General features: G+C 66.1%; 11 protein-coding genes and 2 pseudogenes. 3 read left to right on the top strand and 10 right to left on the bottom strand.

Annotated features, from left to right (window positions below):
• A partial coding sequence (locus tag ACIQCZ_RS42075) for an alpha/beta fold hydrolase (RefSeq protein ID WP_402291435.1) occupies positions 1-920 on the bottom strand: 920 nt, incomplete at its 3' end.
• Between the two features lie 255 nt (positions 921-1,175).
• On the opposite strand from ACIQCZ_RS42075, the gene ACIQCZ_RS42070 reads away from it, so the two are divergent.
• Positions 1,176-1,724, top strand: coding sequence for a DUF4262 domain-containing protein (locus ACIQCZ_RS42070; RefSeq protein ID WP_402291434.1), 549 nt, complete (start codon positions 1,176-1,178; stop codon positions 1,722-1,724).
• A 3-nt stretch (positions 1,725-1,727) separates the two neighbouring features.
• Here ACIQCZ_RS42070 and ACIQCZ_RS42065 read toward each other — a convergent pair whose 3' ends face one another.
• The 4 genes from ACIQCZ_RS42065 to ACIQCZ_RS42050 form a co-directional block, all read right to left on the bottom strand.
• Complete coding sequence (locus ACIQCZ_RS42065; protein ID WP_402291432.1) at positions 1,728-2,066, bottom strand: hypothetical protein; 339 nt, start codon at positions 2,064-2,066, stop codon at positions 1,728-1,730.
• The gene (locus ACIQCZ_RS42060; protein WP_402291430.1) at positions 2,063-3,718 is read right to left on the bottom strand and encodes an NAD-dependent malic enzyme; all 1,656 of its coding nucleotides are present in this window, start codon (positions 3,716-3,718) and stop codon (positions 2,063-2,065) included. The genes ACIQCZ_RS42065 and ACIQCZ_RS42060 overlap by 4 nt, the downstream gene beginning before the upstream one ends.
• Before the next feature lie 203 nt (positions 3,719-3,921).
• A complete protein-coding gene (locus tag ACIQCZ_RS42055; RefSeq protein WP_402291428.1) occupies positions 3,922-4,788 on the bottom strand; it encodes an SDR family oxidoreductase in 867 nt (288 codons plus the stop codon).
• A gap of 371 nt (positions 4,789-5,159) precedes the next feature.
• Positions 5,160-5,453, bottom strand: a complete 294-nt coding sequence (locus tag ACIQCZ_RS42050; protein ID WP_402291426.1) for a hypothetical protein — start codon at positions 5,451-5,453, stop codon at positions 5,160-5,162.
• A 428-nt stretch (positions 5,454-5,881) separates the two neighbouring features.
• Here ACIQCZ_RS42050 and ACIQCZ_RS42045 point away from each other — a divergent pair, with 428 nt between their 5' ends.
• Complete coding sequence (locus tag ACIQCZ_RS42045; protein ID WP_402291424.1) at positions 5,882-6,556, top strand: type 1 glutamine amidotransferase domain-containing protein; 675 nt, start codon at positions 5,882-5,884, stop codon at positions 6,554-6,556.
• A gap of 388 nt (positions 6,557-6,944) precedes the next feature.
• The gene (locus tag ACIQCZ_RS42040; protein WP_402291422.1) at positions 6,945-7,787 is read left to right on the top strand and encodes an alpha/beta fold hydrolase; all 843 of its coding nucleotides are present in this window, start codon (positions 6,945-6,947) and stop codon (positions 7,785-7,787) included.
• Between the two features lie 76 nt (positions 7,788-7,863).
• Here ACIQCZ_RS42040 and ACIQCZ_RS42035 read toward each other — a convergent pair.
• From ACIQCZ_RS42035 to ACIQCZ_RS42015, 5 genes and pseudogenes are all read right to left on the bottom strand, one after another.
• Positions 7,864-8,157: pseudogene (locus ACIQCZ_RS42035) on the bottom strand (transposase); the annotation flags it as partial.
• 248 nt (positions 8,158-8,405) lie between these two features.
• Entirely contained in the window at positions 8,406-9,089 is a 684-nt protein-coding gene (locus ACIQCZ_RS42030) for a LuxR C-terminal-related transcriptional regulator (RefSeq protein WP_402291421.1), read from the bottom strand.
• Positions 9,090-9,101: 12 nt separating this feature from the next.
• Complete coding sequence (locus tag ACIQCZ_RS42025; RefSeq protein ID WP_402291419.1) at positions 9,102-10,373, bottom strand: sensor histidine kinase; 1,272 nt, start codon at positions 10,371-10,373, stop codon at positions 9,102-9,104.
• A gap of 77 nt (positions 10,374-10,450) precedes the next feature.
• Positions 10,451-10,921 carry a hypothetical protein gene (locus ACIQCZ_RS42020; protein WP_402291418.1) on the bottom strand — a complete coding sequence of 157 codons (471 nt, stop codon included), beginning with the start codon at positions 10,919-10,921 and terminating at the stop codon, positions 10,451-10,453.
• A gap of 481 nt (positions 10,922-11,402) precedes the next feature.
• Positions 11,403-12,754, bottom strand: a pseudogene (locus ACIQCZ_RS42015) (IS30 family transposase).
• Between the last annotated feature and the right edge of the window lie 149 nt (positions 12,755-12,903).

The raw sequence follows: 12,903 nt of genomic DNA, 5'->3' as shown, positions 1-12,903 counted from the left end.
GCGCGGGCGAACAGCGTGTCGGTGACGGCCGTCAGGTCCTTGCCGTTGAGTGCGCAGGCCGTGTCCTTCTCGCACCAGGCCGCGAGCCGTTTCAGAGTGTCGTCGATGGTGACACTGCCGTCGGTGAGGTACCGCTCGGCGTTCGGCCGGTCCGGGTCCATCGCGCTGTCGAGGGCCAGTGCGCGGAGCCTGCTGGGAAAGAGGCGGGCATAGCGTTCGCCGAGGAAGGTGCCGTAGGAGTGGCCGAGGAAGCTGATCCGGCGTTCGCCGAGGGCGGCGCGGATCGCGTCCATGTCGCGGGCCACGCTCTCGCCGTCCATGTGTGCGGCGAGCGGGCCCGTCCGCTCCAGACAGCTGGCCGCCAACCTGCCGTTCAAAGCGCGCAGGCGCTCGAACTCGGCCGCGTCGCGCGGGCGGGACGGGACCTGGCCGGTGATCGCCTCATCGCAATCGGCGTTTCGGCTGCGACCGATGCCGCGCGGGTCGAAGCCGATCACGTCGAAGCGCTGGAGCATGGCTGGGGAGTAGCCGCTGACGGGGTCGTCCGCGTACAGCGCGTCGTCGGCCCCGGGCGTGCCGGGGCCGCCCGGATTCGACATCAGGACCCCGATCCGCCCCGCGGGGTCGGTGGCCCGGTACCGCGCGACGAAGATGCCGGTCTTCGGCCCGTTCGGCTTCGCCCAGTCCAGCGGCACCTCGACCGTCGCGCACTGCGCCCTCGGGCTGGGGTCGGGATAAGGCGGCTCGGCCTCGGGGCAGGCACCCCAATGGACCGGCGGTACGGAGGCGGCGGCACCGTCCGACTGCCGAGCGGCCGCCGCGCCGGGAGCAGCCAGGACGGCGGCGGAGGCTGACAGGGCCAGGAATACGGAGACGACCCGCCGTCCTGGCTTCGGGTTCACGCGCATGCTCGTGTTCATGCGCGCCACTGTCACGGCTCCGTGTGACGGCGCTTCCACGGACACATGGTGGGAACGTAACAAGGAGTTCGGGGAATGGCTGCCTTCAGAACGCTTCCGGATGGGAGCCGGGGCAACGGTGGCTTTGTTGGTGAGTTACGGGTTCTGGCACAAATCTTGGGGAGCGATCACGGAGGGTGACGTTGTTGTTCGATTGAAAGGGTGGTCACGAACCCCGGCTGCCTGATTCAGCCGCTCACCTCGTAGCCTCCGCACATGACTGATGATTCGTTCCAGTGCCGCTGTGTCCTCTGCCATCACTACGGCGACCGAGACGAGGCGGACCGCGCGGATCTGACAATCATCGAGAATGTGCAGCAGCACGGATGGCACGTCCAGATGGTTCCCGAGGACGAGATCGGTCCTGGATTCGCCTACACGATCGGCCTCGCGCACACTCATGGCGGACCTGAACTCGCCATGTTCGGACTCGATATCCACGCTATGCACCGCATGCTGAACAGGCTCGGAGCGAAGTCCGCCGCGGGTGCTGTATTGGCTGAAGGCCAGAGGCATTCTGAGGTGGTCGACGGTCACCACGTCGCGCTCAGGCAGGTCGATCTCCGCTGGTACCGAACCTTCTTCGGGCGGGCTATGGGGTTCTACCGGCGTCCTCCGTTGCCTGTGCTGCAAGTTGCGTGGCCCGATGTGGATGACCGTTTCCACTGGGAAGATCAGGCTGAGGAGAGGCATCGGGAGTCGCAGCCTCGGTTGTGGCTGCCGCCGAGGGAGCACCCTGTCGGGGTCTGGACGGCCGAACTCTGACCTCTAACGTGCCAACCAGCGACAGACCAAGACTGTCGCGCAAGCTACTGAAGCAGGATCATTTTGCGGAGCAGCGAATTCCTTCCACTCGGGCAGCCGTCCGGCGGCGGCGTTCACGAGCGCTGCCGCCTTCTTCACGTAGCCGTACGCGTGGTACACCTCCTTGGGCATGAGGTCTGTGCCGATGGAGAAGTGCAGGAGCGAGCGCTGTGTCTGCGCTCCCCAGTACCGATGCGCCGGCACATCGACCGTGCCCATGCTGTCGAACTCCTGCCGGCTCCCATCGGCCTCGATCCCGATCGGCAGGTTCGTCATTTTCGGGGTCGGCTGGTTTCCGCTCATTGCCGGCACTCCAGGTCGTCCGCGCGGTAGACCGGGTCCCACATCCCGTCCTGGACGGCCTGGGCGAGGTCGTCGTGCGACTGGGTGGCGACACCGTCCTGCACCGCGGCTTTGGCTACGGCGACCGCAACCGTTGCGGATGATGCCCTCAGATTCGCGACTGGTGGCAGGAGCGATGCTCCGGGCGCCGACACATCGACTTGGTCTGCCACCGCCTCGGCGGCGGCCAGCAGCATGTTGTCTGTCACGTGGCTGGCACCGGAGACGATGGTGCCGAGACCGAGCCCTGGGTACAACAGGGCATTGTTGGCCTGCCCGATCTTGTAGGAGACTCCCTTGTACTGGACCGGCTCCACCGGGATGCCGACCGCCATCAGCGCCCTGCCCTCGGACCAGGGCACCGCGTCGGACGGCATGACCTCGATGCGGCTCGTCGGGTTCGACAGCGGCAGCAGCAGCGGACGCTCGACGCCGGCGGCCAGCGCGCGCACGATGTCCTCCGTGAATGCGCCGTGCGCGGTGGAGGTGCCGATCAGGATGGTGGGCTTGACGTGCCGGATCGTGGCGAGCAGATCGATCTCGCCGTCGGACCACTCGGCGACCTCGGACCTCGTCCGCGCGTAGATCTGCTGGTAATCGGGCAAGTCCCGCATGTCATCGGTCACCAGGCCGTGGACGTCGACGAGCCAGATGTTCTTCTTCGCCTCGTCGGGCGTCGCACCGTCTCGCAGCACCGCCGCGTGGATCTGGTCGGCCATACCGGTGCCGGCGGTGCCCGCGCCGAATACGACGAGTCGCTGCTCGGTCCAGCGTGCCCCGGTGACTTTCAGGGCCGAGAACGCCGACGCCATGACGATCGCGCCTGTTCCCTGCATATCGTCGTTGAAGATCCGGTACTTGTCGGCGTTCTCCACGAGGATCCGCCGTGCGTTCGACGGCCCGAAGTCCTCGAAGTGCAGGAACGCGCTGGGGAACAGCTCGGACGCGGTCTCCAGGTAAAGAGCGACGAAGTCGTCGTAGCGCCGACCGGTGACGCGCGCATGCCGGTTGCCCAGGTAGGACGGACTATTGAGCAATTGCTCGTTGTCCGTGCCCACATCGAGGTTCACGGCGATGACGCGGTTGGGGTCAATGCCGGCGGCCGCCGTGTAGACCGCGAGTTTCCCGATGGAGATGTCGGTCCCGTTGACGCCCCAGTCTCCGATTCCCAGGATCTCCTGGGCATCCGAGACGACGATGAGATCCACGTCGTCCGGGCCGAGTCCGAGCGACTGGAACGAGGCCTTCATGTCCTCGGGACGGTCGATCGACAAGTACACCGCGCGCGAGTCACGGTAGTCGAGGGACCACTTCTCGATCGCCTCGCCGACCGTGGGGTCGTATACGACGGGAAGCAACTCGTCGAGATGGTCGCCGAGCAGCTTGAAGTACAGCACCTGGTTCCGGTCGTGGACCTCGTTGAGGTAGATGTACTTGTGCAGGTTGGAGGGCTGCTTCTGCAGCTGCGCGTAGGCCCGGCCGGCCTGCTGGTCAAGGGTCTCGACAGCTGCCGGCAGCCGCCCCGTGATCCCCAGCCTCGCCCGCTCCTCCAGTGTGAACGCCGTACCGCGGTTGCGATAGCGATCCTGCAGCACGGTTGGCTTGACAGGCATTGTGGTGTACCTCCAGCAGTTGTGAGCTCTGCGCGCCCGTGCGCATGCGCGGTTTCGTGGAGGCGGCAAGGTCCGACACCGGGGACTGGCTGAGGTCAGCGCGGAAGAGATCCGATGCCACCCATGTGGTGACCACCGTGCAGCCCGATTTCGCGCCCGGGTTCTCGCTGCGAAAGGCGGGACGCCCGAGCTTGGGAGCCGCTCTACGATGCCGCGACGGGAGTCTCCGGCGTCATCTCGTAGGAGTGCTGGATGGCGGGATGGCGGGTGCCTAGGCCGTCCGTGACCTTCCGCTCCCAGGGAACGGCCTGGAGCTGCTTGGTCTCTTCGAGCATCGACTTGGGCTCCAGGTTGCGGAACGTGCCGATTTCTCCGGCGGCAACGGCCGTCAGTGTGGCGAAGACCGCTTCGGGGTCGAACTGAGCACGGGGGAAGGCGAGCTTGGAGTAGTCGAACAGCCGCTCCGACGCGTCGTCCTCCCAGCTCTCCCAGGTCTGGAACATCCGGTCGTTGAATCCCGTCAGGAAGGGCCCCGGGTTCACTGTGGCAACCTCGATGTTGTATTCCTGCAGCTCGTACGCCATCGTCTCGGCGATCGCCTCCACCGCGTGCTTCGAGGCGGAGTAGATGCCGGTGAAGGGATTAACGTTCAGGCCCTCCCGCGAGGACACCCAGACGACACGGCCGCCGCCGCGCTTGATCATCTGCTTGACGATTCCCTGCGTGAGGACCAGCGGCCCTGTCACATTGACCTCGAACTGGTGCCGGATATTCGCTTCGGGAATGTCGACGGTGGAACCGCCCTCACCGACACCGGCGTTGTTCACCAGGATCTCTACGCCCCAGTCGAGTGCCTTGCGGCGGTCTCCTTCGTTCGTGACGTCGAGCTTCTCCACTTGCAGAGAGACTCCTCGTTCCTTCGCCTGCCACTTCAGGGTCTGCACCTGGGCGTAGATCTCCACCCCGGCGATCACGTCGAAGCCTTTCTTGGCGAGGCGCATGGCGGCCTCGAAACCGAAGCCGGTTCCTGCGCCCGTGATGAGGACCTTCCTGAGATCTGCATTCGCCATGTCGAGTGCTTCCTTTCACGTTCATGGTGCCCGTGGCGCGCTGGGTCCGGCGGGGAACCAATGCGCGGCAGCAGGGGTATTCGTGTACTCCACTGCTCACGGAGACTCGAGGCGGATCTCACGCTGTGTTCGGTGACGGCAGCCCGACCCTCTACGTTGCCAACCGTCAACACCAGTAGCGGTCTTGATATCGAAGATGGCTCGTGCGCCACTCTCTGGAAGACCTCGCGGACCAGCTTAATCTCGCATGAGACTCCCGGCAACTCAGAGCATGCAATCCGTCAAGAGTGGATTTGCGCGCCAAACTCCTGTATCTGGGTGCCAGCGATTCATCGGAATACCGGGCCACACGAAGAATCGGCTGCATCGATTCAGCTGGAATTCTCAGGGTGCCCCGCTGTGGACGCGGTATCCGACGTGGGACGCGGCTTGTTGTGGGCAAGGTGCTCAAGGCTCCTGCCGGGGTCGGGGCGTGTCGGGATCGGGTGCCGGTCCCGCGTCCCATTCACCAGGCCTGCGAACGCTCCGTACATGCCAAGAATTGCTGAGAGAAAGCCGAAGCCACCGTCGATCTTGATCAGCGTGTTGGATTCATTGAGCTCGCCGACCGCGAGTGCGGTCCCTACTGAAACGTGCTGCTCAGCAAGGATTTTCCAATCGGTCACGAATCTCGACGAGAGTCCGGATTGGTGCAAGAAGGTGTTCAAGGTCGAGGCGATCGACTACGAGCTCGCCCACCGCTACCGAGAGAACACCGGGAACAACCGCAAAGGGTGAATCCCGGACTGGGCTGGACCTCATTGCTTTCCTGGTCGACGAGCATTCAGATATGGAAGTCTGGATGGCGCGACTGGAAAAACTGAGAATCAAGCACACGCCGATCCGGGACCAGAAGGAACCTTTTGCCTGGCTCGGCCATGATATTCCGGAATCCGGACTGCATTTAGCTCGAATTTGTGTCGTTGGCTACGGGAATGAATTGCACGGACCTGCGGTTGCCGTGCCTGCCAGCCCGAGGTAGCTTCAGAAAGAGTGAATTCTTCCCGGTCTGAAATTGCGAGGAGGAGTAGTCGTGGGTCGAGTTTTGTTTGTGATGACTGGTGCAAGCTACTGGACGTTCGAGAACGGTCATCGCCATCCGACAGGGTACTGGGCCGAGGAATTCGTCGCACCCTACAGCGTCTTTACGGATGCCGGATACCAGGTCACGGTGGCGACCCCGGGCGCTGTTATCCCCGTCGTGGACACCATGAGCCTGCAGCCCCGTTACGCGGGAGGCGAGGAGAACATGCTCAAGGAGACCGCGGTCATCGAGTCTGCCGAGGAGCTCCGCCACCCTATAGCCATCAAGGACGCGCGGCTCGAAGACTACGACGCGGTCTACTACCCCGGAGGCCACGGCCCCATGGAGGACCTCGCGTTCGACGCGGACTCCGCCGTACTGCTCCGCAAGGCACTCGCTTCGAGCAAGCCCCTCGCCATCGTCTGCCACGCACCGGCCGCCATCCTCGCGACCCGCGACGAGAACGGGAACACACCCTTCGAGGGCCGCGGCGTGACGGGCTTCTGCAACGAGGAAGAAGAAGGCGTCGGCTTCGCCAAGGACGCGAAGTGGCTGCTGGAGGACGAGCTGAAGAAGCTCCCCACCAACTACTCCCGTGGTCCCGCCTGGGAGTCGTACCTCGTATCGGACGGCAACCTGCACACGGGGCAGAACCCCGCCTCCTCCGGGCCGCTGGCACAGGAAGTACTCAAGGTCCTTTCCTGAGCCTGACCGGTGACCGGCGGCACCGAGCTCCCAGATCAGGCGTCCCTGGCCCGACCTGCGATGGCACCAGCCGTCGGGGGCCGTACCGTGGCGAGTGCCCCACGCTCCAACAGCGACGGCCTGTCAAATGGGCAGGACACCCGCTGCCGCACGGCGAACGACGGCGGAATCGGATGCGCGCCAAGCGCGGAGACGGGAAAACGGTGATCTGCGGCACGGCGGAACGCGGACCATCACGCCTTCCGCGTAGGAGGCTGCTCTCGGGTTCACGCGGCCGACCGGACACGGCAGTCGCGGCGGCTGCTGCCGACTCCTTCCGCACGATCCTCACGGTTCCAAGCCACCGAAATGGCGAAGTTCACCTTCTACGCCGAGGAAGTGGAAGCACATGACCGTCTCTGGAATCCTCATATCAGGCAAGGGCAGACTGGCCCTCACAGTGGCGGTCCTCTCCGCCCTGACCGTGGTACCGACTCACGCCGCAGATGATCTGGGCAAGGCCCCGCAGGGCCAGAAGCAGACCATAGTGCTCCTGCACGGAGCATTCGCCGACGGCTCCAGCTGGAACGCAGTGGTGCAACGCCTGCAGCACGACGGCTACCACGTCATCGCCCCACCCAATACGCTGCGCGGCATACCCCAGGACTCGACCTACCTGAACAGCCTCCTGAAGACCATCAAGGGACCGATCGTCCTCGTCGGGCACTCCTACGCCGGCGAAGTGATCTCACAGGCAGCCACCGGCGTCAACAACGTCAAAGCGCTCGTCTACATCAACGCGATCATGCCGGACAAGGGAGAGTCCTTCGCCAGCCTCTCCAGTAAGTTCTCGCCAGCACCGCTCACCGCAGCACTGAAACAGGTCCCCTTCCGCAACGGCGACGGAACCACTGGCACCGACGTGTACATCCAGCCCGCCAAACTCCACGCCACCTTCGCACAGGACCTCTCCCAGCAGCAGGCGTCCGTCATGGCATCGACACAGCGCCCGATCGCGCAGTCGGCCTTCACCGACAAGCTCACCGCGGCAGCCTGGCGGGACAAGTCCGTATACGTGCTCGTCGGCAAACAGGACCGGGCCATCAACCCGAACCTCGAACGGTACGAGGCCAAACGCGCACACGCACGCAAGACAGTGGAGATCAACTCCTCACACGTCTCCCTGGTCTCCCACCCCCAAGCCGTCACCGACCTCATCCTCACCGCAGCCCAGGACACCAACCACCAATAGACGAACAGGAATGACTGGCCGCAGCCGCGGGTTGCGGATGCGGTTGAGGTTGATCCCTCGGAGTGGACACCGGGTTTCATGCAACGAGTGACAGCGTAGGTGACGTGATCAGTTGCTGTTCGAACTCGGCTGGTGTGAGGTAGCCGAGTGCGGAATGCCGACGGCGCCGGTTGTAGTACGACAGCCAGCGGAACAGCTCGAGCCGGGTCTGTGCCTTGGGGGTCCAGTTCCTCCCGTGGAGCAACTCGCGCTTGAGGCCCTGGAAGAACGACTCGGCGAGGGCATCGTCATAGCTCGAGCCGACCCGGCCCATGCTGCGACGGATGCCGTGTCGGCTGCAGATGTCGGCAAACGCGGCCGCGCTGTACTGACCAGGTTCAACCAGTGGATGCAACACCGGCTGGGTGCGGCTCTTTCTGAGTGAGGTCGTCGCCAGGCAGTGAGGGCGTCTCTTTCCTGGCCAAGGGATGGGTGGAGGTGTTGGTGTTCTTGGGTGAGGTGTGCTGGGCATTCCGCGTCAAGAAGGGAACGTGAGTGCTTCTGTCTCCAGCTGGCCAATAGGACTGCGCGCTCACGGCTTGACGGGCGATCTCGCTGCGCGAGGGCCAGGCTGATCGGTCAATTGGCGGTAGTTCCGTGGTGGTTGGCCTCGGCCTCCCGTCCGTTTAGATATTGCAGGACCGCCAGTACCCGGCGGTGGCCGCTCTGCGATGGCGGGAGGTCCAGCTTGGTGAAGATGTTCGCGATGTGTTTCTCCACCGCCCGCTCCGAGACGCCGAACTGCTCGGCGACGGAGTGGTTGGATTTGCCCTCCGCCATCAAGCCGAGTACCTCGCGCTCGCGCGGGGTGAGCGAGTCGAGTGCCGAGGTGCGCCGCGCGGCGCCGAAGAGCTGAGCTACCACCTCCGGGTCGAGAGCGGTGCCGCCGGCTGCCACCCGCTCGAGGGCGCCCACGAACTCGCCGATGTCCACGACCCGTTCCTTCAGCAGATAGCCGACCCCCGCCCCGCCGTCACCGATCAGCTGCGCCGCGTACTTCGTCTCCACGTACTGGGAGAAGATCAGCACGCCCGTGCCGGGTGCCGTGCGCCGGATCTCGACCGCCGCCCGCAGCCCCTCGTCCGTCTGCGTCGGCGGGAGGCGGATGTCCACCACTGCGGCGTCCGGCCGGTGTTCGGCGACCGCGGCGAGCAGCGCGGGCGCGTCACCGACAGCTGCGGCCACCTCCACTCCGCGAAGTTCGAGGAGTTGGACGAGGCCGTCACGCAGGATCGACGAGTCCTCGGCGATGACGACGCGCATGGCGGCCCGCCTTTACTTGTAGGGGAGTAAGACGCTGACCACCGTAGGGCCTCCGGGAGGGCTGTTGCAGGTCAGCGAGCCGTCGACGGTACGCACCCGGGCCAGCAGGCCGGTGAGTCCGCTGCCCTTGCCGATCTCGGCGCCGCCTTGCCCATCGTCCTCGACAGTGAGCAGCAGGACGCCGCCCGCACCGTGCGCGGTGATGGACACGTGCGCTGCCCCGCTGTGCTTGGCCGCGTTGGTCAGCAGTTCTGCGGCGCAGAAGTAGGCGATGGACTCCACGGCCTGACTCGGCTGGCCCTCCATGCCGCAGTCCAGACGCACCGGCAGCGCGGTGTCGGCGGCCACAGTGAGCAGCGCGGCCTCCAGGCCCTGGTCCAGAACGGGCGGGTGGATGCCCTTGACGAGGTGCCGCAGGTCGGCGACGGCCTGTTTCGCGTTGCCCTGCGCCGTCTCCACGACGCCGAGGATCCGTTCCCGGTCGGCTCCGCCCGCGACCAGCTCGCGGATCATTGTGAGGTGCATGCCCAGGCCCACCAGCCGGGCCTGCGTGCCGTCGTGCAGGTCGCGCTCGATCTGGCGCAGGGTGGCCGCCGCGTCGTCGACAGCCTGTGCGCGGGTCTCCTCCAGGGTGCGGATGCGCCGGTCCGCCGCGCTGGGGCCGAGCAGCGCCCGCAGCAGTGCCCGGTGCGGGGCGAGCGCGCCGCGCACCAACCACGGCGTCACGTACAGCAGGAGCAGGCCGACCGCCACGGGCGCCAGCACCCGGGGCCAGGTGTCGAACTCCACCCCTCCCACCTCCAGCCCCACGCGTCGGACCGTGCCGTCGCCGTCGCGCACCGTGAAGTAGTTGAAGTACCGCAGCAGTGGTGTCAGCGTGAGCAGCACGCCGTGCACGTACAGGACGACGGCGAGCTGTCCGGGGAGCGCCGTCAGCGGGGCGAGCAGGGCGCAGCCCACCGCGCGCCATCCGGCACGGCCCGCCAGCACCGCCCGGCGCCAGCCGAACGGGCCAGTGCTCTCCGCATAGACCGGAGACTCGATCCGCAGCCCCAACAAACCGCCTGCCAGGGCGCGTTGAGTGGTTCCGAGCGCCAGGGCGCCCCGCACGATCGCCGCGACGAGCCAGCTGCCGAGCGCCGTCCAGGACAGCACGCCGCTGAGGAACAGCCCGCCAAGTACGAGGACCAGGCCGATCAAAGCGAGCGGCAGGGCCACGATCGCGTACAGCGCGGTGGCGGCGACGAGGCGCAGGGGACGGTACGGGAAGCCCGGGCGGCGCATGACGACCAACCCTAGAGGTTCGGACCGCCGTTGCCGGACCACGGTCCGCGCGCGCAGAGGGCGGTTCACAGGCACGTCTACAGCTGGTGGATCACCGGTATGGAGAGCACGGCACACACCGCGGCGACGCCGAGCGCCAGCGCCACCGCCCTGCCGCGTCCCGCCGCCGAGCTGCCCAAGAAGCCCTGGACCAGCCGGGCCTGGAGAGCCGTGAAGCCCCGTATCACCCAAGGCGTGAGCAGCAGGAAGGTGACTCCGCCGCCGATCGCATGCACCGCCCAGGCCCCGGCCAGGGTGGGTCCGCCCCAGGAGGTGCTGTAGTCGTTGTCGGGCCGCAGCGGGTAGCCGATGTTGATCGCGACGACCAACCAGAAGTACCCGGATACGACCACGGCCGTCAGATTGACCGGCAGGGTGAGCACGGCGTGTACGAAGGTGAGAGGCCCGCCGCGCGGGGAGGCGGACTCGGGGAGCCCGACGCCGAGCAGCCTGCGCGCGAGGCCGCGCTGTATGCGGGCGGCCGGGCCGCCGACGAGGGCCAGCGGCATGCACAAGATGCCCACCGGGAGGGCGAGGAGCACATACGCGAACCGCTTCCAAGTCTCTGCCCGGAACGGCTCCTTGAAAAGGTCCCTCCAGCCGTGCCGGTGACGGCAGGCGCCACCATAACCACCAAATCCGGCGCTGGTGCACGAAGTGGCGATCGGGGTCGAGGAAGTACGCGGGTTGCTACGGCTGGATGCTGCCGTCCGCTGCGAAACGTTCATGACTCAAGGCTCGCCGCGCCACCGCCTCGAATCGATCGTGCTGGCACGGAAAATCAAGGTTCGGTTTACCCCACCCCCCGTTCCCGCACCACCGCCTCACGCCGCTCCTACTCCTCGATCAAGGAGGCCAACAAGACCACCCCCTCGCCTGCTGCCCGAACCCGGTAGAAGCGCCCAGCCACCGCCATCAGCCCACCGACACGAAAGCCCAGCTCAGCCGCCCCTCAACCAGTCACTCGAGAAGAGCCGCACCCACACCGGCTTACACGATCGATAGTAGATGGTCGTTGAGGGCTTCGGCAGGTGTCTTCCAACCGAGGCTCTTGCGAGGGCGACTGTTGAGCGTGGCTGCGACCGCCTCGATATCCTTTACCGCCCATCGAGAAAGGTCGGTTCCCTTCGGGAAGTGTTGGCGCAGCAGGCCGTTCGTGTTCTCGTTCGTGCCGCGCTGCCAGGGGCTGTGTGGATCGGCGAAGTAGACCGGGACGCCGGTCTCGATCGTGAACTGCGCGTGCGCCGACAACTCCTTGTCCCGGTCCCAGGTCAGCGACCGCCGTAGTTGCTCGGGCAGGGTAACGATCGTCGCCGCAAGCGCTTCTTTCATCGTCACCGCGCCGTAACCGGCCAGCGGCTGCCCGTTCTTGGTACGGGGAACGACGCCATAGCCGTCCTGGCGGGGCTGGTGGACAAGCACTGTGTATCGGGTCGTGCGCTCGACCAGCGTGCCAATCGCCGATCGCTCAAGTCCGATCAGGAGGTCGCCCTCCCAGTGTCCCGGTACGGCGCGGTCGTCGGCTTCGGCCGGCCGTTCGCTGATCAACACCTCGGGCGTGACGTGGGCCCACGCGTTCCGCGCTTGGAACGGGCACGAGGCACCCGCAGGGCTCTGCCTGTGCGCAGGCAGGCAACGAGCTCACGCTTGAGCGCTCCACGGCCTTCGATGAAGAGGGCCTGGTAGATCGCCTCGTGGCTGATGCGCATGGAGTCATCATCGGGGAAGTCGACCTTCAGCCGGTGCGCGATCTGCTCCGGACTCCACGCCATGACCCATTGGCGGTCGCCGCGGTGCGGCTTGTTCCTCCCCTTCCACCGCGGGCCCTCCGGCCCCAGTACCGTCCCGTCCGGGCGGCTGACCTGGCCGGAGAGTCTTTCCTGCACGTAGTCCCGCAGCCGATCGTTCGCGGCGAGCTTCGCTGTCTTCGGGCGCCGGGCCACGAGGTCGGCCTTCCATTGCGCGACCGAAGCCCGGTAGTCCAGTCGGCCGCCACGGGTCGCGGCATTGCGCCGCAGCTCCCGGGATACCGTCGATGGATCGCGGCCGAGACGTCGCGCGGTCTCCCGGACTCCGATGCCCTGCGCTTTGAGGATCGCGATCTCTTCACGCTCATGAAAGAACAGGTACCGGCCGGACTGCGGAGCGAGATCCATTGGTGGCATGCCGCCACCGTGACGGAACCACCTGCAACCCGCCGCCTGGGATACGCCAACCGCAGCTGCCGCCTCCTCGGCGAGCAGCCCCTTCGCGATCTCCCGCCAGAACTGACGTTCCACTTCCCGCCGAAGCGCCAGCGCGCCCGGGGACTTCATCGGCGACCGTCCAGTCAACGCCGCCATCCACCCTGCTGGCCTGCCCATCAACACCTCCAAGGACGAGGTGTTGCGACGACCACTAGGGTCTGTTTCTCGGATCTCCTGACAGGGGTGGGGTGTTGAGGTCAGGGTGGTGGGATGGGACGTGGGGATCTGACGAATGCGGAGTGGGA

Source organism: Streptomyces sp. NPDC093149 (assembly GCF_044754145.1).
Lineage (GTDB): Bacteria > Actinomycetota > Actinomycetes > Streptomycetales > Streptomycetaceae > Streptomyces.
Note: the sequence above shows the minus strand (reverse complement) of the source record. Positions and strands in the feature narration are given on the sequence as shown.

Bases quoted from the DNA above. Each gene is read 5' to 3' on its own strand.
- ACIQCZ_RS42070 (WP_402291434.1), top strand. From the start codon at position 1,176: ATGACTGATGATTCGTTCCAGTGCCGCTGTGTCCTCTGCCATCACTAC.
- ACIQCZ_RS42065 (WP_402291432.1), bottom strand. From the start codon at position 2,066: ATGAGCGGAAACCAGCCGACCCCGAAAATGACGAACCTGCCGATCGGG.
- ACIQCZ_RS42060 (WP_402291430.1), bottom strand. From the start codon at position 3,718: ATGCCTGTCAAGCCAACCGTGCTGCAGGATCGCTATCGCAACCGCGGT.
- ACIQCZ_RS42055 (WP_402291428.1), bottom strand. From the start codon at position 4,788: ATGGCGAATGCAGATCTCAGGAAGGTCCTCATCACGGGCGCAGGAACC.
- ACIQCZ_RS42045 (WP_402291424.1), top strand. From the start codon at position 5,882: ATGACTGGTGCAAGCTACTGGACGTTCGAGAACGGTCATCGCCATCCG.
- ACIQCZ_RS42040 (WP_402291422.1), top strand. From the start codon at position 6,945: ATGACCGTCTCTGGAATCCTCATATCAGGCAAGGGCAGACTGGCCCTC.
- ACIQCZ_RS42030 (WP_402291421.1), bottom strand. From the start codon at position 9,089: ATGCGCGTCGTCATCGCCGAGGACTCGTCGATCCTGCGTGACGGCCTC.
- ACIQCZ_RS42025 (WP_402291419.1), bottom strand. From the start codon at position 10,373: ATGCGCCGCCCGGGCTTCCCGTACCGTCCCCTGCGCCTCGTCGCCGCC.
- ACIQCZ_RS42020 (WP_402291418.1), bottom strand. From the start codon at position 10,921: ATGCCGCTGGCCCTCGTCGGCGGCCCGGCCGCCCGCATACAGCGCGGC.